This is a genomic window from Bradyrhizobium sp. 138 (assembly GCF_023074075.1).
In the GTDB taxonomy this organism is placed as follows: Bacteria; Pseudomonadota; Alphaproteobacteria; order Rhizobiales; family Xanthobacteraceae; genus Bradyrhizobium.
This window is the reverse complement of sequence record NZ_JADPKT010000029.1, coordinates 1-17,733: the sequence shown is the minus strand read 5'-3', so window position 1 is coordinate 17,733 and position 17,733 is coordinate 1. Positions and strand designations below refer to the sequence as shown.

Below are 17,733 nucleotides of genomic sequence, written 5' to 3'. Positions count from 1 at the left end.
AGCGAGAATATCTCGCCCCGCCCGCCGTCTCAACGCTGCGTCAACAATTCCTCGATCCGGATCGGAAACTTGCGAACACGCACGCCGGTCGCATGCCACACCGCGTTGGCGACAGCGCCGGCGCTGCCGGTGATACCGATCTCGCCGACGCCCTTGATGCCGAGCGCATTCACATGCGGATCGTGCTCCTCGACCGTGATCACGTCGAGCGGCGGCACGTCGGCATTCACGGGGACGTGGTACTCGCCGAGATTGGCGTTCATGATCCGGCCGGTACGGCGGTCGGTGATGGCCTCCTCATGCAGCGCAAAGGACAGCCCCCAGATCATGCCGCCGAACAGCTGGCTCTGCACCATAAGCGGATTGACGATGCGTCCCGCCGCGAAGGCGCCGACCATGCGGCTGACGCGGACCTGGCCGAGCTCGGGATCGACCTTCACCTCCGCGAACACCGCGCCATGAGCATGCATGGCATATTCCTCCATCGCCGCGGGATTCGGCGCACCGGTGCCGCGGGCCTCGATCTCGGCGAGACCGGCCCGCGCGAGGATCTCGGCGTAGCTCTCGCTGCGGCTCTCGTCGTCACGCCGGATCAGCCTTCCCTCGCGCGCGATCACGCCGGCATTGCCGGCGCCGAACAGCGGCGAGCGCTCGTCGTTGGTGGCGAGATCGGCGAGCTTTGCGATCACGGCCGCGCCGGCGCTGTGGATCGCAGCCCCCGCGGTTGCCGTGTGCGCGGAGCCGCCCGCGATGCCGGCATCGGGCAAATCGGACGTACCGGCCTTGAACGCGACACGGTCGATATCGAGACCGACGGCATCGGCCGCGATCTGCGCCAGCGCCGTCCAAGCGCCCTGCCCCATGTCGTGCGCACCGATCTCCATCACGCCGGAACCGTCGCGCCGGATCGCTGCGCGTGCGTCCGCCTGGAACATCAGCGCCGGAAAGGTCGCCGTGCCCAGGCCCCAGCCGACCAGAAGGCCGTCATCGTCGCGCATCCGCCGCGGTTGCAGCGAACGCTTGGCCCAGCCGAAGCGCGCCGCGCCCTGCTCATAACAGGCCCGCAGCGCTTTTGAAGAGAACGGCTTGCCGCTGATCGGCTCGCGCTCGGCATAGTTCTTGAGGCGGAAGGCCAGCGGATCCATGCCGCAGGCCCAGGCCATCTCGTCGATCGCGCTCTCCAGCGCGATCGAGCCGGTCGCCTCGCCGGGAGCCCGCATGAACAGTGGCGTTCCCGTGTTGACGCGCACAGCGTCGTGCGAGGTGCGGATCGCAGGCGCTGCATACAGCGTGTGCGAGGCATCGGCCGCAGGCTCGTAAAAATCGTCGAACGTGCTCGACACGGTCCGCGCATGGTGATCGAGCGCGGTCAGACGTCCCGCGCCGTCGGCGCCGATGCGCAGGCGCTGCCGCGTCGGCGCGCGATGGCCGACCGGCCCATACATCTGCTCACGGCGCAGCACCAGCTTGACCGGCCTGCCGACCAGCTTCGCCGCCATGATGCCGAGGACCGGCGGACCGCCCATGAGACCCTTCGAGCCGAAGCCGCCGCCGAGGAAAGGACTGCGGATGTGGATCTTGTCGTGCGCGATGCCGAACAGCTCGGCGATGCGCGCGAGCGACAGCTTCAGGCCCTGGGTCGGCATGTCCACCGAGAGGCTGTCGCCATCCCATTGCACCACGATCGCATGCGGCTCCATCGCGTTGTGATATTGCGGCGGCGTCTCGTAAGTCGCGTCGATCCGCTTCTCGGCCGAGGCGAGGCCCGCCTCGACATCGCCGCGGTGATGCTCGGAGGGATTGCCGACGCCGACAACGGGCGGCACGAAGCTCTCGCCGGCGTCGAGCCCGACAAGCGGAGGCAGCGTCTCGTAGCGCGGCGCCAGCAGCACCGCGCCTTCCGTCGCCGCCTCCAGCGTTTCCGCGATCACGACCGCGATGGGCTGGTTGGCGTAGCGGACCTCGTTGCTCTGCAACGCTTCCATCCGGAACACGAAGGGATTGGTCTTGATCTCCGGATCGATCGCGAGCTGCGGCTTGTGGTCCGGCGTCATGACGTCGACGACGCCGGGATGGCGCTTGGCGGCGGCGACATCGAGCGAGGTCACGCGGCCATGCGCGATTCTGGACACGGCGATCACCGCAAACAGCATGCCGGGTGGATGATTGTCGGCGGCATAGGTCGCGTGCCCCGTGACCTTGAGGATTCCGTCACGGCGGGTCAGCGGCTGGCCGATATTCGAGCCGTGGCGCAGATGGGCGGGTGCGCTGGTGAGATTGAGCTCAGGCATGGATGGCTCCGGACGTCGAGGCAAAGAGAGAGGCCGGCAGCGCCGGCAGCCGCGCCGGCGTGCCGGCGGCGGCGAGGCTCAGTGCGCGCGCGACAATGCGGCGCGCCAGCTCGATCTTGAAGGCGTTGTCGCCGGATGGTTTTGCGTCGGTGAGCGCACGCCAGGCGGCTTCCTGGAAGGCGTCGGCGGTGGGCGCAACGCCCCTCAGCACGTCTTCCGCGGCGCGGGCGCGCCAGGGTTTTGCGGCGACACCGCCCAGCGCGAGTCGCGCTTCCGCGATCCTGCCGCCCTCGATCCGCAACGCAGCGGCGGCGGACACTATTGCGAAGGCATAGGAGGTACGCTCACGAACCTTGAGGTAGCGCGCATGCGCGGCGAAGCCGCTCGCCGCCGGCGGCAGGCGCACCGCAACGATGAGATCGCCGGGTTCGAGCGCGGACTCGCGCTCGGGCGCATCGCCCGGCAAGCGATGCAATGCCTCCAGCGCGATCTCGCGCCGGCCGTTCCTGCCCTCGATCTCGACGACGGCATCGAGCGCGACCAGCGGCACGCAGAAATCCGAGGGATGCGTCGCGATGCAGTTTTCGCTCCAGCCGAGCACAGCATGGCCACGGTTCTCGTCGTCGCGGGCGTCGCAGCCGCTGCCGGCCTCACGCTTGTTGCAGCGGCTGGCGGTGTCGTAGAAATACGCACAGCGCGTCCGTTGCAGGAGATTGCCGCCGACGGTCGCGGCGTTGCGCAATTGCGCGGATGCACCGGAGAGCAGCGCTTCGGCGACCGCCGGATAGGACCGCGCGAAATCCGCGTCGTGCGCGAGATCGGCGTTGCTGACGAGCGCGCCGATGCGCAAGCCGCCGTCTGCGAGGCGCTCGATGCCGTCGAGCCCTTCGAGATGGGTGACATCGACGAGACGATCCGGACGGCTGATATTGCCCTTCATCAGATCGAGCAGATTGGTACCGGCGGCAAGATAGACAGCGCCCGGCTGGGCCGCGGCAGCAACGGCTTCGGTGACCGTGGCGGGCCTGACATAATCGAACTGTTTCATGCGGAGCGCCTCTGGTTGGTCTCGTCCATCTTTCCTTGCGCGTCGAGCACGGCATCGACGATGCCGGCATAGGCGCCGCAGCGGCAGAGATTGCCGCTCATGCATTCGCGGATGCGCTCGGGATCGTTGCCGGCCTGCGCCTCGCTCATCATGCCGATCGCGCTCATGATCTGGCCGGGGGTGCAGAAGCCGCACTGGAAGCCGTCATGGGCAATGAAGGCGGCCTGCATCGGGTGCAGCTGGTCGCCGCGCGCCACGCCCTCGATGGTGAGGATGTCGGCGCCGTCATGGCTGATGGCGAGCGCGAGGCAGGAGTTGATGCGCTTGCCGTCGACCAGAATGGTGCAGGCGCCGCACTGGCCGCGGTCGCATCCCTTCTTGGTTCCGGTGAGATGGAGGCGCTCACGCAGGAGATCAAGCAGCGTGACGCGTGGATCGTCGAGGACGAAGTCGCGCCGCGCACCGTTCACGGTGAGGCTGATGGAGTGGTTCATACAAGGCTCCGATCAGATAGGGACATGAGTCATCGCGCAGCGCGCCACCGCCGTGGCCGCTGTCGATATCGCGTCGGCCGGACGGAAGCCGGCCAACGTCAAGGCGAAGATACGGAGGCACCCTCCGCTTAACAAGGGCCACCGGAAAATATTTGGAATTGGTCAAAAGCCCATGCGCGTACAACGCGATGCAGCCAGCCAAGGACTCAACGAGGGTTCAATCTAACCAATTCGTGATCTACATTGCCTGACATGGACGATCACACCGACCCAATTCGAAAGCCCCGCGCCGACGCCGTGCGCAATCGCGAGCGCGTGCTCGAAGCGGCAAAGGCCGTGTTCAACGCGGGCGGCCCGGAGGCGAGCCTGGAGGCCGTGGCCAAGCGCGCCGGCGTCGGCATCGGCACGCTGTACCGGCATTTTCCGACGCGCGAGGCATTGTTCGAGGCGGTGTATCGGCGCGAGGTCGAGCAGCTCAGCGAGCTCGCCGAGCATCTGCGAACTGCCAAGGATCCGGTCGACGCGCTGCGCCGCTGGCTGCGCTCCGCGGTCGAATTCGTCGCCACGAAAAAAGGCATGTCGGCCGCGCTGGCGCTGACCTATCAGAGTTCGTCCGAGCTCGCCGCCTTCTCGATGGATCGGCTGACCAAGGCGATCGGCTCACTGCTCGCCCGCGCGGTGGAAGCCGGCCAGATGCGGGGCGATATCAGCCCGGAGGACCTGCTCAGGGCCCTGATCGGCATGTGCTACATGCACGATCAGCCCGGCTGGCAAGCCTCGGTGCTGCGCATGCTCGACGTGTTCGTGGATGGCCTGCGCGTGCAGCCGTCCGGCAAGGCCAAGCCAGGCGCCACCAAGGCGCCCGCCACAAGGCGCTCGAACCCCGCGGTGAAACGGAAGCGATAGCGCCCCGTATTTCGCTCTGGTCATGCTAGGATCGGCATCGCCGGGATTTCAACGCGGAGCCTGTCATGCGCATTGCCGCCTTGCTCGTCGCTATCAGCCTTGTCTTCAGCTCCGCCGCGGCTCTCGCCAACGATGTCGCCGCGGCGCAAGGCGTCATCCGCGCCCAGGAGCAGGCCTTCGTCCGGGATGATGCGAGCGCCGCCTATTCCCATGCCGCGCCGGCGATCAAGGAGATTTTCCCCGCGCCCGACATCTTCATGTCGATGGTACGAAACGGTTACGCGCCGGTCTATCGGCACAAGAGCTTCGAGTTCGGCGAGAGCAAGAGCGAGGGTGGCTGGATCGCGCAGCGCGTCCACATCATCGACGCTAATGGCGAGGCGTGGGAAGCCCTCTACACGCTCGAGCAGCAGCCGGACGGCAGCTACAAGATCACCGGCTGTTCGCTGCTGAAGGCAGGACAGTCGGTTTAGGTCGCAAAGCCCGGCCCGGTCTTGACCGAGCCCATCCGCGAGCGGATCAACAGCAACACGACGATGCCGATATTGAGCGCGTTCCAGGCGACGCCGTTGGCGAACGCCGCGGCATACGAGCCGGTGGCATCGAAGATGAGGCCCGACACCCAGCCGCCGAAGGACATGCCGAACACCGAGGCGAAGATCACGATGCCGACGCGGGTCGCGGCCTCGCTCGCCGGCATCGCCTCGCGCACGATGATGGCGTAGCTCGGCACGATGCCGCCCTGGAACAGGCCGAACATCGCGGAGATCAGATAGAGCGAGGCGAGGCTGTCGAAGAACAGATAGAACACCAGCGCAAAGCCCTGCGCCAGCGATCCCACCAGCAGCGTCCAGATGCCGCCGATCTTGTCGGCGAGATAGCCGGAGCCGATCCGGCTGACGATGCCGCAGCCCATCATCAGGGAGAGCATCTCGGCGCCGCGTGCCACGCCATAACCGAGATCGCCGCAATAGGCGACGATATGCACCTGCGGCATCGCCATGGCGACGCAGCAGGAGATGCTGGCGATCGACAGCAGCACGGTCAGCGCGTTGGTCGAGAGCTTGAGATCGACCCGCGGCGGCGCCGCATTGGCGTGATTGCGGATATTGTCGTCGCCCATCTGCGCGCGCAGGACGAGGACCAGAAGCGCCATCGTGCTGGCGCAGACGAGGCCGATGCCGATATGGGTGTAGCGCCAGCCGATCTCCTGCGTGCCCCAGCTCACGATCGGCGGCCACATCGTGCCGGCGACATAATTGCCGCTCGCGACGATGGTCACGGCCAATCCGCGATAGCGCTCGAACCAGTGTGAGGCCTCCGCCATCAGCGGCGCGAAGGTCGCGGACGTGCCGAGCCCGATCAGGAAATAGGCCGCCACGAACTGCCAGAGCTGGGTCGACAGCCCCGCGAGCACATTGGCGACACCGAGGAAGGCGATGCTGATCGCCATCGCCGGCACGATACCGAACCGGTCGGTGATCTTGCCGGCGATCACGCCGCCGAGCCCGAAGCCGAACATCATCAGCGTGAAGGCCAGCGACACCGCCCCGCGCGTGGCACCGAATTCCGTCTGCACCACGGGAATCACGACCACGACCGCCCACATGCCGACGGCGCCGATCGAGCCGATCACAAGCGCAATGAGCAGCCGCATCCAGGCCCGACGGGAATCAGGGCTAAATGAATCAGGGCTTTGTCCTGGATGAGTGGGGGCGTGCACGCGCGGAACATGTTCGCGGATCGCCTTGCGGTCAAGCATCGTGGCGCGATATTGGGCATGCGCGGTGCACAGCGGTAAGAAGCAGCTTGGCGAATGCGCGATTTGCCATTAGTTTGCAATCCGCGTGAGCAAATTGCCGCGCGGAACACATGTCGGCGGATGTTGCTGCGATTGACACGATCGATGCGGATCAAGGTGGGGCGGATCATCGCCCTCGCCTATCTGTTCTGCGTGCTCGCGCCGGCCGCAAGCCTGGCGTGGGGCAGCGGTCCGGCGCCGTGCCTCGATGAAGCCCTGCTGGCAGATGCCGCACCGGCCCATCATCAGATGGCGGCGGGTCATGCGCACCACGGCGCCTCACATGACCACGCGGCGCCACACGCGCATCACCAAGCCACGCAGGACGCGCCCACGTCGCATGATTATGGCGGCAAGGGAACTGTCGGCCCCTGCTGTGCAATGATGTGCGTCAGCGCGTTGCCGGCCGATCTGCCGGTCGTGGTGACGCCGGTCCAGCCGATGTCCATCTGCGCGATCGAGCTCGTGGCCAGCCTGCACAGCGCGGCACCGCCCCAGCACTACCGTCCCCCCATCACCTGATCTGACGCGACGATTTCGGGCCGAGCGCGCTTTTCCGCGCGCGCGAACCTGTGGTCTTTCAGATCAGGGATGATTCATGCTTACGCTTTCCGGAGCGAAATCCGCCGCCGCATCTGCGGTGGGTGGACCACACTTTCGATTCAATTGGCCGCTGTTCGCCCTTACTGCGCTGGCGCTGTCCGGCTGCATGCCGGCGACGACAGAGATCGCCAGCGCCGATCCTGCCGATCCCGCGGCGAAGGTGGCGCCCGTCAGCTATCGCTCGACCATCGCGCCCTATACCAGCCTGCGGCCTGCGGCGCCGGCACCATGGCGCGACCGCAACGACGCAGTCGCGCCGCGGCCGAAGCAAGACCGGTAGGAGCGCGCCATGACACGCCATTTTGCGCGGGGCCTGCTCGTCCTCGCTGCGCTCAGCGTCTCCGGCTGTGCCGCATTCTCGCCCGACGCCGGCATGAGCGCGGTCTCCGAGCTGACAAGCCAGACCATCAACAAGGACGTCGCCTTCGTGCGAACAGCCGACGGCGCCGCCGCGGTCGACGCCCGCGTTCACCAATTGCTGGCGCGCGCCCTGAGCGCCGAGAGCGCCGTGCAGATCGCGCTGCTCAACAACAAGGGACTGCAAGCCGCCTATAACGAGCTGGCGCTGGCCGAGACCGATCTGGTCGAGCAGAGCCTGCCGTCCAATCCGGTGTTCTCGATCTCGCGAATCACGGGGAACGGCGCCAGCGAGATCGAGCGCCAGGTGGTCGGCGACATCCTTGCACTCGCCACCCTGCCGTTCCGCTCCGACATCGCCCGCGACCGTTTTCGCGGAGCGCAGTTGCGCGCCGCACTGGCGACGTTGCGGCTCGCCGCCGAGGTGCGCCGCGCCTATGTCGGTGCCGTCGCCGGCAACGAGATGGTAGCGCTGCTGACGAATGCGAAGGCGACGGCGGAATCGACCGCGCAGCTCGCGGTCAAGCTCGGCGAGACCGGCTCGATCAACAAGCTCGATCAGGCCCGCGAGCAGGTGTTTTACGCCGAAACCACCGCCGACCTCGCCACCGCACGGCAGATCGCCGCGAGCGCCCGCGAAAGGCTCGCGCGCCTGATGGGATTGTGGGATGGCGGCCTCGACTTCCGTCTGCCCAACCAGTTGCCGCCGCTGCCGCGGCGACCGCAGGCACTGCCATCGATCGAAGCCGATGCCGTGGCCCATCGCATCGATTTGCAGATTGCGCGGCTGGAGCTGAATGCGCTGGCCAAGGCCTTGAACCTCACCGAGGCGACACGTTTCGTGACCCTGCTCGATCTCGCCGGCATCTCCCGCCGCACCCGGGATCCGGAAGGCCCACCGTTCCGCGAGCGCGGCTTCGACGTCCAGTTCCAGATCCCGATCTTCGACGGCGGCGAGGTTCGCGTGCGGCAGGCGGTGGAGACTTACAATTTCGCCTTCAACCGCCTCACCGAGCGCGCCGTCAACGTGCGCTCGGAGGCACGTGATGCTTATCGCGTCTACCGCTCGAGCTACGACATCGCCAGCCACTACCAGCGCGAGATCCTGCCCTTGCGCAAGATCATCACCGAGGAGATGCAGCTGCGCTTCTCCAGCATGCAGGTCGACATCTTTGCGCTGCTCACCGAAGCGCGGCAGCGCCTCGCATCGCTGCGCGGCGCGATCGATGCCAGGCAGAGATTCTTCCTCGCCCAGGCCGACTTGCAGACCGCCGTCAATGGCGGAGGCGCGCCTTCCGCCGGCGGCGACACGTCAACCACCATCGCCGCGGCAGCTCCTGCCGATAGCGGCGGCCACTGACATGGAGGCCGAGATGTTTTCCCGCCGAGGATTTTTAGGGACCGCCGCGCTCGTCGGCGCATCCGCGGTTCAAGGCCGCGTGCAGGCCGCGTCGATTCCGGAAGCTGCGCATATGGACAAGGTGGTGATGCAGCCGCCGCTGCATCCGATCAGCGGGCCTGATTATCACCCCGTGGTCACGCTGAACGGCTGGTCGCTGCCGTTCCGCATGAACGGCGACTGGAAGGAATTCCATCTCGTCGCCGAGCCCGTGGTGCGCGAATTCGCCGAAGGGATGAAGGTGAATCTGTGGGGCTATAACGGCCAGTCGCCGGGCCCGACCATCGAAGCGGTCGAGGGCGACAAGGTCCGCATCTTCGTCACCAACCGCCTGCCCGAATACACCACCGTGCACTGGCACGGCATGATCATCCCGAGTGGCATGGACGGCGTCGGCGGGCTGACCCAGCCGCACATCCAGCCGGGCAAGACCTTCGTCTACGAGTTCGAGATGAGGAAGAGCGGGACCTTCATGTACCACCCGCATTCCGATGAGATGGTGCAGATGGCGATGGGCATGATGGGCATGGTCGTCGTGCATCCGCGCGATCAAAGCTTCCGGCCGGTCGACCGCGACTTCGTGTTCGTGATGAGCACTTATCGCGTCGATCCCGGCACCTATCTGCCGCACGTCAACGAGATGACCGATTTCAACATGTGGACCTGGAATGCGCGGGTGTTTCCCGGCATCGATTCCCTCCCGGTCCGGCTCGGCGACAAGGTGCGCGTGCGCATCGGCAATCTCAGCATGACCAACCATCCGATCCATCTGCACGGCCACGCCTTTGCGGTGACCTGCACCGACGGCGGCTGGGTTCCGGAGAGCGCGCAATATCCGGAGACGACGACCGACGTGCCGGTCGGCGCTGTCAGGGTGTTCGACGTGCTCGCCGACAATCCCGGCGACTGGGCGTTCCATTGCCACAAGTCGCACCACACCATGAACGCGATGGGCCACGACGTGCGCAACCTGATCGGCGTGTCGCGCAAGGATCTCGCCAAGGCCGTCGGCAAGCTCGCGCCTGACGGCATGGCCATGGGCTCGACCGGCATGGCGATGGGCAACATGGAGATGCCGACGCCGGACAACACGCTGCCGATGATGACCGGCACCGGCCAGTTCGGGCCGATCGAGATGGGCGGCATGTTCACGGTGATGAAGATCCGCGAGGACCTCGCGCGCGACGATTACCGTGATCCCGGACCGTACAAATTCCCGCAAGGCACCGTCGCCTACGAGGTCGCGGCGCCGGCCGCAGAGCCGGCCCGGCAAACGCCCGGCAGCCCGCCGATGAAGCACAAGATGTGAGCGTTTCGATGAACCAGCAACTGGAGATGACGATGAAGACTACGATCAAGCTCGGCCTCGCGCTGGCCGCACTTTTGGCCGCGCCGGCCTTTGCGCACGACAAGCATGGGCACGGCAAGTTTTCGGCCGGCGAGCCCGGCGATCCCAACAAGCCGGCACGCACGATCGAGATCCTGCTGAACGAGATGGACTACACACCCGCCCGGATCGAGGTCAAGCGCGGCGAGCAGATCCGCTTCGTGCTGCGCAATGTCGGCAAGGAGGACCACGAATTCCTGCTCGCCACCACCAAAGAGAATCTCGCGCATGCGGTGGAGATGAAAAAGCATCCGCACATGGAGCATGACGAGCCCAACGGTGTGCGCCTCGCACCACACAAGACGGCCGAGGTCCTCTGGAAATTCAGCAAGCCCGGCACGTTCGAATATTCGTGCCTCATCCCCGACCATCGCGACAACGGCATGGTCGGCCACGTCACCGTCAAGTAACGCGAAGGGAGTCTCCCATGAACCACATCATCCGTATCACCGCTGCGCTGGCGCTGACGTTGGGCGTTGCCACTGCAGCGCTGGCCGCCGGGGCCTCGATCAGCGGCGAGGTCAAGAAGATCGACGAGGGCGCCGGCAAGATCACGCTCAAGCACGGACCGGCGAAGAGCCTCGGCATGGAGGACCCCATGACCATGGTCTATCGCGTCAAGGATCCCGCCATGCTCAAGCAGGTGAAGGTCGGCGACAAGGTGACCTTCGAGGCCGAGGAGGCGGCGTCGGGGTACACTGTGACCAAGATGGACAAGGCGAAGTAGGGAGGGCGCGCGCAGCGCGAGCCCGGAATCCATTCATCCACCAACTCTGCCGCCCGATGGATTCCGGGTTCGATGCTTCGCATCGCCCCGGAATGACACCTTTCGGGACCGAAACACTCCGGCCCGCCTCCTTCCTACCCCTCCGTTAACCCTTTGCTAACCATACACCCGGCAAGAATTGCCGGGTGAAGTCGAGTGTCGTCGGCCGCGTAGAACGGGAGGAACCCCGTGGACGCCAGTGCGGTGCCTCACTTTCGGAACGGCGGCCCATCGGCCGCCGCGCAGACGTTTGGGGCGCGCGGACGGCAGTCGCGCGGGGAGGCAGCTACCATGGTCGACGTCACGGCGGGACAGGGCGTAGGCACCGCAAGACCCGGGATCCCCTCCGTCAACGAGATCGTCACCATCCTCAAGCGCGGCGACATCGCGCTGGCGCTCGGCATCCTCACCATCCTGGTGGTGCTGATCCTGCCCTTGCCTGCGATCGTGCTGGACCTGTTCCTGGCGATCTCGATCACGCTGTCGATCCTGATCCTGATGACCTCGCTGTTCATCCAGACGCCGCTGGAATTCTCGGCGTTTCCGACCGTCCTCCTGATCTCGACCATGCTGCGCCTGTCGCTCAACATGGCCTCGACCCGCCTGATCCTGTCGCACGGACACGAGGGCACGGCGGCCGCCGGTCACGTCATCGAAGCCTTCGGCAGCTTCGTGATGGGCGGCAATTTCGTCATCGGCATCATCGTCTTCGCGATCCTGATCATCGTCAATTTCGTCGTCATCACCAAGGGTTCGGGCCGCATCGCCGAAGTCGCCGCCCGCTTCCACCTCGACGCCATGCCCGGCAAGCAGATGGCGATCGACGCCGATCTCTCCGCCGGCCTGATCGACGAAAAGGTCGCCAAGGAGCGGCGCAAGGAGTTGGAGGACGAGAGCGGCTTCTTCGGCGCCATGGACGGTGCCTCCAAATTCGTCCGCGGCGACGCCATCGCCGGCCTCCTGATCGTCTTCATCAACGTCGTCGGCGGCATGATCATCGGCGTAGCGCAGCAGGGCATGTCCTTTGCCGATGCGGGGCGCAGCTACACGCTGCTGACGGTCGGTGACGGCCTCGTCACCCAGGTGCCGGCGCTGATCGTCTCGACCGCGGCCGGCCTGCTCGTCTCCAAGGCCGGCGTCTCCGGCGCTGCCGACAAGGCGCTGATGAAGCAGTTCTCCGGCTATCCGCAGGCGCTCGCGATGTCCGCGGCCGTGATGCTGGTGCTGGCGGCGCTGCCGGGCATTCCGACCATCCCGTTCCTGGCGCTCGGCGCCGGCGCCGGCGCGCTGGCCTGGAACGCCCGCAACCGCAACCGCGTCACCGCCAGGGCCGAGGAGGCCGCCAAGGCCGCGCCCGCTGCCGGCCAGCCCGGCGCACCGGGCGCCGCCGCGGCCGAGGAGCCGATCTCGGCCGCGCTCAAGATCGACGATCTCAAGATCGAGCTCGGCTATGCGCTGCTGCCGCTGGTCAACGGCCCCGACGGCACTGACCGCCTCACCGAGCAGATCAAGGCGCTGCGCCGCTCGCTCGCGATCGAGATGGGCTTCGTCATGCCGGCGGTGCGCATCCTCGACAACGTCCAGCTCGAGGCCAACACCTACATCATCAAGATCAAGGAGGTTGACGCCGGCACCGGCAAGATCTGGCCGAACCAGTTCATGGTCATGGACCCCGGCGGCAGCCAGGTGCAGGTGCCCGGCATCCACACCACCGAGCCGACCTTCGGCCTGCCCGCGACCTGGGTCGATGCCAGCTTCAAGGAGGAGGCCTCGCTCAAGGGCTACACCGTGGTCGATGCGGCGACCGTGCTCTCGACCCACCTCACCGAGCTGCTCAAGGCCAACATGTCGGACCTGCTCTCCTATGGCGAGGTGCAGAAGCTGCTCAAGGAGCTGCCGAAGGAGCAGAGCGAGCTGGTCAAGGACATCGTGCCCGGTCAGGTCACGGTCTCCGGCATCCAGCGCGTGCTGCAGCTGCTGCTCGCCGAACGCATCTCGATCCGCGACCTCTCCACCATCCTCGAAGGTATCGCGGACTCGCTCGCCTTCTCGCGCAATCCCGCCACCATGGTCGAGCACGTCCGCGCACGCCTCGCGCGGCAGATCTGCGCCCAAAACACCTCCTATGCCGGCTATCTGCCGCTGATCGCGTTGTCGGCGAAATGGGAGCAGGCCTTTGCCGAATCCATCATCGGCCAGGGCGAGGAGCGGAGCCTCGCCATGCAGCCCTCGAAACTGTCGGAGTTCATGACCGCGGTGCGCGAGGCGTTCGAGCGCGCCGCGCGCGAAGGCGAGGCGCCGGTGCTGGTCACCTCCGCGGCCATCCGCCCCTTCGTGCGTTCCCTGGTGGAACGGTTCCGGGCCCAGACCACCGTGCTGTCGCAGGCCGAAATCCACCCCAGGGCGAGGCTGAAAACGGTCGGAAGCATCTGATTTGCCTTAAGAAGCCGTGTGTTTTTCAGCCACAGGCAAATGGTTTTTGAGTTCCTGGCGCCTTGTAGACCAACTGTCGAAAAGGCGCTTGGCAAGCACATTACAGCTTTGAAATAATTGCCAAAATGCACGATGAGGGGTCGCTTTTGATCGCGATCTTTCACGTCCTGTCACGCTCTTGTGATGGCCTCTTGGGAACGAATCCCGCCAATACTAGGTTGTTGGGCACCGGAAGCATGAACCTGCCTGAAACGGCGGGCGACTACTTCGGGTAGATGGCGGCAGGAGGCTTCCATGAACCACTCGATCTACAGCGCTGATCGCGCGACCCATTTGAAAGTCGTGGTCGTCGCCCTCGTCGCAGGGATCGCGGTGGCGGGCCTCGGCATCACGGCACGCACGGGTTCGGATGAAGGTCTGACCCAGACAGCCCGCGTTATCAAGGCCGACAAGCCGGTCGTTATCACCAGCGCGAATGCGTCCCTCGTTCGCTAAGGAGATCTGACGAGTTTTGTGAATTCACGCGGCTCTTTACCAGCCCCCCAAAGTCGCCACGTGGATATGTAGACGACCCCAACCCCAAGTCGACTACAGAAAGCGCCCGCCCCCCACGGGCGCTTTCTCATGTGTGGGGGTAGCGATCCCTTCGAGTTGCACATTCCCGGCCGGATCAACCTCGTCGTTGCGAGTTGTCGTAGCGAGTTGTCGTAGGATGGGTGGAGCGTAGCGATACCCATCATCTGCCGTATCGTCTTTCTCCGTAGTCGTGGCCCTCCCCCGAAAGATCGCCCGCCCAATCGGCCGGATAGTTTCCAAGCCTCACATGGCGGTGAAACGAGGACAATGCCCAGTCACGCACCCGCGGGACGAGCCCATGCTTGACCGGGTTGATGTGGACGTAGTCGACATGCCGAACGAAATCCTCTTCGTCGCGGATCGTGTGCTCCCAATAACGACGCTGCCAGATGCCACGCTCGCCCTTTGCGGCGCGGCTCGAGGATATCCGCTCGACGCGCGCGAGGCCGCGTGAAAACGCCGATTTGATCAACCGCCAGCGCGTTGCGAAATCGGCGTCGCTCTCCGGCAGCGTCCATACCGCGTGGATATGGTCGGGCAGAACAACGACAGCTTCGATCGTGAATGGATGACGCCGATGCGTCTCGCGAAAGGAGGTGCCCAATATCTCGACATGATCCGTCAGCAAGGAAAGCCTGCGCTCCGCCAAATTGACGGTGAAGAAGAAGCTGCCCCCTGGGACGAAATTGCGACGATATCCCGTCATGACGGATCCTGATTGGAGAGCGAAATGATGGGTTTCGCAAGAGCTCAACCCATCCTACGGGCTATCTTTAGGATGGGGACTTCCACGAATAATAGAGATCGCGTGCCGCCGTTATGATTTCACGCCAGCGCTGTATTTCCTCTTTTGGGAACACGACGAAGAAGGCCAAATTCTCGGAAACGAAATAAACGCGCCCGGAGCAAGAGAGGAAAATTCTTGAGCGACCTGGAACAAGACAGTCCAGCAGAACTTGCGGGTCGGCGCCTTCCTTATTCCGGTAGCTGATTGAATAGTCTGTGTTCAGTTCATCCGCAGGCCAAAACCTGACTAATCCGAACTCCTCTTCGCGCGAGAAGAATGAGGAGTTAGGTGGAAACCTGTTGCGGGTCTCATTCCTAAACGTTTGCTCAGGCGAAACATATCCGGGCTCGCTCCGCACGCTCGGCAGCACGTCCCAAACCCGGACAATGAACTCGTCCCGAGCAGGCTCCGCTCTCCCAGGCTCTTTTGGTCGAAAACTTGCGTTCGAAATTGGATTGACTTCAAGGTAACGCCGATCGGGCATCCAAAATTCGAACCGAAGGCTCCGTATATTGTTGACGCGATTTCTTGCCTCCGCGCGCGGCCACGGCGATAGGTACGCCGCAGGTACTTGCAGCCTTGTGGAGCCCAGCTTTACGGTAATGGGTTCACCTAACGGGAGTACGCCATCTGTTGCACTTCGCCGTTGGGTTGCAGATGGCAAAGGCGTCTCGCGCAGTTCCCCGGCAAGACTACCCTTTTCGGCCGCGCGACGGTCGGCACCATGAGCGAACCCAACTTCGCTGAACAGAACCAGCGAAGCTAGGCATAGACTCCAAGACCATGAAGCACGGCAATAAGCTCTCACGAGAACGGGCTCCACGCGACTCGCGCCAACTGGAAAGCGGTGCTATCCGACATTTATCTGCCCCCGCATCTCCGCCCCCCCCCGAACGGCGCAATCACATCAATGATCCGCCTGTTCACTCCGCTCTTCCACTCCGCCGGCGTCAGCCGCACATCCCCCGCATCGATCCGCTTCGCCACGATCTCGTCCGTCAACGCCCAAAACGCAACGCCGACCGGCTGCTCGCCCTTGTAGAAGATCCGGAACTGCTGCAGCAGGATCGCCGGCATCACCAGCCATTCGAGATCGCCGAGCGGGACCGCCTTGTGGCGCGGGCTCTGGGTCATCAGCCAGGTGATTTCGCCGAGCACCTGCGACACGGTCTTGGGCGGCGGGGCTGCTTGCGCGCCGGCGGCGGAGGCATCGGACTTGCTGGCGGCTTGCGCGCCGTTGGCGTGCGGAGCGCTGCCTGAACCGCCGGGCGCGGCATTCGCTTGTGCCGCGGCATCGGGCATCGGCTCTTCGATCCGCTTTGCGGCTCCGGTCTTCGTCATCCGCTTCACTCCACGTGTCTTCTTCCCGGTGCCCGGCATCGGCTTCTCCTCTTGCGAGAAAGGCCGAAGCTCGTAGGATGGGTAGAGCGAAGCGAAACCCATCGCGTTGCGTCAACGCAAGGGCATGATGGGTTTCGCAAGTGCTCTACCCATCCTACAGGCTGTCGTTGTGGAATGAATGGGAGCGGCGGCGGCGAAGCTCCGCCGCGATGATGCTCCCGGTCTATCGAAAGTCCGCCATTCCCAACCCCTGCGCGAGCAATTAATCGAAACAACCTGGACACTGCAAGCTAAAAATTAACGCCGGAGTTTGAGGCAGAGAGCGTGTGGATGGTCACGCCGGTGTCATTGGCGATGTTGCTGCTCGCCGCATCATGTCACATCACCGTCGTTGCGAGCGGCTTGTCCGCCATAGCTCGAGGAGCGACGGTGGACGCGAAGTAATCCAGACTTTCCCTGCGGGGCAGTCTGGATTGCTTCGTCGCAAGGGCTCCTCGCAATGACGGAGTGTGTGGGAGCGGCGCTCATCTCTCTCGTGTCCCGGACGCGCTGCAGCGTTCTTACGTTGCTGCGCAGAGCCGAGACCCAGGAGGCCGTGTATTTGCTGATGCATGGGCCCCGGCTCTGCAGCGCATCGTTCGCTGGACAATGCTTCGCATCGCCAGCGAGGCGCTGCGCTGCGTCCGGGGCACGAGAGCGGTGGTTGGGCCCCGCAACTGTTTCCACATCGTCATTGCGAGCGGAGCGAAGCAATCCAGAAATGCATCCGGGGAAAGATTCTGGATTGCTTCGTCGCAAGGGCTCCTCGCAATGACGGAGTGTGTGGGGCGGCGTCGTTCTTTCAATTCGCATGGTCATTGCAGACACACTTTCGCATCCTCGCGGCTTGTTTCACCCGAGCTTTGCTTGATCGCTTCGCCCACAATTGAAAGAGGGCGCAGGGAAGACCGGGTGCCGGCCGGGCACCCACGGTCCACTGTGCGAAAGGTGGCAACAAGAAGCTGCACAGCGGCATACAGGTGAAGCCCAACAACCGGCCTTCCCTGCGCAGTGGTTTGACGGCTTATGTCGTGCTCTCCCCGGGGAGCGTTGCACTATTGCCCCCGTCGCCTTGCGGATGAATGATGCGTGGGCCCGGTTGAGCCACACTCATCGCCGCAAGCCTTGACGCACAGACCCCGGGCGTCAGGACCACACGATTTTGCCGTACGCTGATCACACCGGTCGTATGCGCGATGCGTTTTGCTCACGGTTGCCCGCCCTGCAAAACCCTTCGCGCCGATGCCATCAGCGTCCACCGCCCCCCGGCCCGCGTTCGTGACGATCGCGATACGCCCCTCTTCCTTGGGCCGGGTTGCCGCGACGCATACGCGCTTTCCGAATTTCGGTAAAGTGGAATATTTTCGCGGCCACGCGTTGACCGACCCATAGCGTGTTTTGCCCGTCGAGGCTGAGCAAGAACTCGGCATTTTGGGGAGTTGATGTACGATTCTGTTCATGACGAATCGCACATTCAAGACGGGCGAGAGCCGAGAGCAACTCAG

General features: G+C 64.7%; 16 protein-coding genes and 1 pseudogene. 10 read left to right on the top strand and 7 right to left on the bottom strand.

All coding sequences use genetic code 11. From position 1 onward, the window contains the following. Positions 1–29: 29 nt before the first annotated feature. The 3 genes from IVA79_RS14515 to IVA79_RS14505 are packed head-to-tail and all read right to left on the bottom strand — an operon-like array spanning position 30 to position 3,833. Positions 30–2,291 (bottom strand): xanthine dehydrogenase family protein molybdopterin-binding subunit, encoded by a 2,262-nt coding sequence (locus IVA79_RS14515; RefSeq protein ID WP_247553817.1) that lies wholly within the window; start codon positions 2,289–2,291, stop codon positions 30–32. Then, entirely contained in the window at positions 2,284–3,339 is a 1,056-nt protein-coding gene (locus tag IVA79_RS14510; protein ID WP_247553816.1) for a xanthine dehydrogenase family protein subunit M, read from the bottom strand. The genes IVA79_RS14515 and IVA79_RS14510 overlap by 8 nt, the downstream gene beginning before the upstream one ends. After that, on the bottom strand, positions 3,336–3,833 hold the full coding sequence (locus tag IVA79_RS14505) for a 2Fe-2S iron-sulfur cluster-binding protein (RefSeq protein WP_247553815.1): 498 nt from the start codon (positions 3,831–3,833) through the stop codon (positions 3,336–3,338). The genes IVA79_RS14510 and IVA79_RS14505 overlap by 4 nt, the downstream gene beginning before the upstream one ends. Before the next feature lie 252 nt (positions 3,834–4,085). On the opposite strand from IVA79_RS14505, the gene IVA79_RS14500 reads away from it, so the two are divergent. Beyond that, positions 4,086–4,739, top strand: coding sequence for a TetR/AcrR family transcriptional regulator (locus IVA79_RS14500; RefSeq protein ID WP_247553814.1), 654 nt, complete (start codon positions 4,086–4,088; stop codon positions 4,737–4,739). Positions 4,740–4,804: 65 nt separating this feature from the next. Beyond that, positions 4,805–5,212: a DUF4864 domain-containing protein gene (locus IVA79_RS14495; RefSeq protein ID WP_247553813.1), complete on the top strand. Its 408-nt coding sequence runs from the start codon at positions 4,805–4,807 to the stop codon at positions 5,210–5,212. Here IVA79_RS14495 and IVA79_RS14490 read toward each other — a convergent pair. After that, the gene (locus tag IVA79_RS14490) at positions 5,209–6,396 is read right to left on the bottom strand and encodes an MFS transporter (protein WP_247553812.1); all 1,188 of its coding nucleotides are present in this window, start codon (positions 6,394–6,396) and stop codon (positions 5,209–5,211) included. The two genes, IVA79_RS14495 and IVA79_RS14490, sit on opposite strands and share 4 nt — an antisense overlap. Positions 6,397–6,645: 249 nt before the next feature. Here IVA79_RS14490 and IVA79_RS14485 point away from each other — a divergent pair, with 249 nt between their 5' ends. The 8 genes from IVA79_RS14485 (at position 6,646) to IVA79_RS14450 (ending at position 13,980) form a co-directional block, all read left to right on the top strand. After that, complete coding sequence (locus IVA79_RS14485; RefSeq protein WP_247553811.1) at positions 6,646–7,062, top strand: hypothetical protein; 417 nt, start codon at positions 6,646–6,648, stop codon at positions 7,060–7,062. 76 nt (positions 7,063–7,138) lie between these two features. Continuing rightward, positions 7,139–7,423, top strand: coding sequence for a hypothetical protein (locus IVA79_RS14480; RefSeq protein ID WP_247553810.1), 285 nt, complete (start codon positions 7,139–7,141; stop codon positions 7,421–7,423). A gap of 9 nt (positions 7,424–7,432) precedes the next feature. Next, a complete protein-coding gene (locus IVA79_RS14475; RefSeq protein ID WP_247553809.1) occupies positions 7,433–8,860 on the top strand; it encodes a TolC family protein in 1,428 nt (475 codons plus the stop codon). 13 nt (positions 8,861–8,873) lie between these two features. Then, the gene (locus IVA79_RS14470; protein WP_247553808.1) at positions 8,874–10,208 is read left to right on the top strand and encodes a copper oxidase; all 1,335 of its coding nucleotides are present in this window, start codon (positions 8,874–8,876) and stop codon (positions 10,206–10,208) included. A gap of 32 nt (positions 10,209–10,240) precedes the next feature. Then, complete coding sequence (locus IVA79_RS14465; protein WP_247554032.1) at positions 10,241–10,696, top strand: cupredoxin family protein; 456 nt, start codon at positions 10,241–10,243, stop codon at positions 10,694–10,696. 17 nt (positions 10,697–10,713) lie between these two features. Further along, positions 10,714–11,013, top strand: coding sequence for a copper-binding protein (locus IVA79_RS14460; protein WP_247553806.1), 300 nt, complete (start codon positions 10,714–10,716; stop codon positions 11,011–11,013). Positions 11,014–11,343: 330 nt separating this feature from the next. Further along, entirely contained in the window at positions 11,344–13,485 is a 2,142-nt protein-coding gene (gene flhA / locus IVA79_RS14455; RefSeq protein ID WP_247553805.1) for a flagellar biosynthesis protein FlhA, read from the top strand. Between the two features lie 294 nt (positions 13,486–13,779). Next, the gene (locus tag IVA79_RS14450; RefSeq protein ID WP_028142198.1) at positions 13,780–13,980 is read left to right on the top strand and encodes a hypothetical protein; all 201 of its coding nucleotides are present in this window, start codon (positions 13,780–13,782) and stop codon (positions 13,978–13,980) included. A gap of 241 nt (positions 13,981–14,221) precedes the next feature. Here IVA79_RS14450 and IVA79_RS14445 read toward each other — a convergent pair whose 3' ends face one another. The 3 genes and pseudogenes from IVA79_RS14445 to IVA79_RS14435 all read right to left on the bottom strand — a co-directional run. Next, entirely contained in the window at positions 14,222–14,767 is a 546-nt protein-coding gene (locus tag IVA79_RS14445) for a transposase (protein WP_247554027.1), read from the bottom strand. A gap of 942 nt (positions 14,768–15,709) precedes the next feature. Beyond that, positions 15,710–16,189 (bottom strand): toxin-activating lysine-acyltransferase, encoded by a 480-nt coding sequence (locus IVA79_RS14440; protein ID WP_247553804.1) that lies wholly within the window; start codon positions 16,187–16,189, stop codon positions 15,710–15,712. Positions 16,190–17,476: 1,287 nt separating this feature from the next. After that, positions 17,477–17,733, bottom strand: a pseudogene (locus IVA79_RS14435) (hypothetical protein); the annotation flags it as partial.

Excerpts from the sequence above, each read along its gene's own strand:
- IVA79_RS14515 (WP_247553817.1), bottom strand. The coding sequence starts at position 2,291 with ATGCCTGAGCTCAATCTCACCAGCGCACCCGCCCATCTGCGCCACGGC.
- IVA79_RS14510 (WP_247553816.1), bottom strand. The coding sequence starts at position 3,339 with ATGAAACAGTTCGATTATGTCAGGCCCGCCACGGTCACCGAAGCCGTT.
- IVA79_RS14505 (WP_247553815.1), bottom strand. The coding sequence starts at position 3,833 with ATGAACCACTCCATCAGCCTCACCGTGAACGGTGCGCGGCGCGACTTC.
- IVA79_RS14500 (WP_247553814.1), top strand. The coding sequence starts at position 4,086 with ATGGACGATCACACCGACCCAATTCGAAAGCCCCGCGCCGACGCCGTG.
- IVA79_RS14495 (WP_247553813.1), top strand. The coding sequence starts at position 4,805 with ATGCGCATTGCCGCCTTGCTCGTCGCTATCAGCCTTGTCTTCAGCTCC.
- IVA79_RS14490 (WP_247553812.1), bottom strand. The coding sequence starts at position 6,396 with ATGCGGCTGCTCATTGCGCTTGTGATCGGCTCGATCGGCGCCGTCGGC.
- IVA79_RS14485 (WP_247553811.1), top strand. The coding sequence starts at position 6,646 with ATGCGGATCAAGGTGGGGCGGATCATCGCCCTCGCCTATCTGTTCTGC.
- IVA79_RS14480 (WP_247553810.1), top strand. The coding sequence starts at position 7,139 with ATGCTTACGCTTTCCGGAGCGAAATCCGCCGCCGCATCTGCGGTGGGT.
- IVA79_RS14475 (WP_247553809.1), top strand. The coding sequence starts at position 7,433 with ATGACACGCCATTTTGCGCGGGGCCTGCTCGTCCTCGCTGCGCTCAGC.
- IVA79_RS14470 (WP_247553808.1), top strand. The coding sequence starts at position 8,874 with ATGTTTTCCCGCCGAGGATTTTTAGGGACCGCCGCGCTCGTCGGCGCA.
- IVA79_RS14465 (WP_247554032.1), top strand. The coding sequence starts at position 10,241 with ATGAAGACTACGATCAAGCTCGGCCTCGCGCTGGCCGCACTTTTGGCC.
- IVA79_RS14460 (WP_247553806.1), top strand. The coding sequence starts at position 10,714 with ATGAACCACATCATCCGTATCACCGCTGCGCTGGCGCTGACGTTGGGC.
- flhA (WP_247553805.1), top strand. The coding sequence starts at position 11,344 with ATGGTCGACGTCACGGCGGGACAGGGCGTAGGCACCGCAAGACCCGGG.
- IVA79_RS14450 (WP_028142198.1), top strand. The coding sequence starts at position 13,780 with ATGAACCACTCGATCTACAGCGCTGATCGCGCGACCCATTTGAAAGTC.
- IVA79_RS14445 (WP_247554027.1), bottom strand. The coding sequence starts at position 14,767 with ATGACGGGATATCGTCGCAATTTCGTCCCAGGGGGCAGCTTCTTCTTC.
- IVA79_RS14440 (WP_247553804.1), bottom strand. The coding sequence starts at position 16,189 with ATGACGAAGACCGGAGCCGCAAAGCGGATCGAAGAGCCGATGCCCGAT.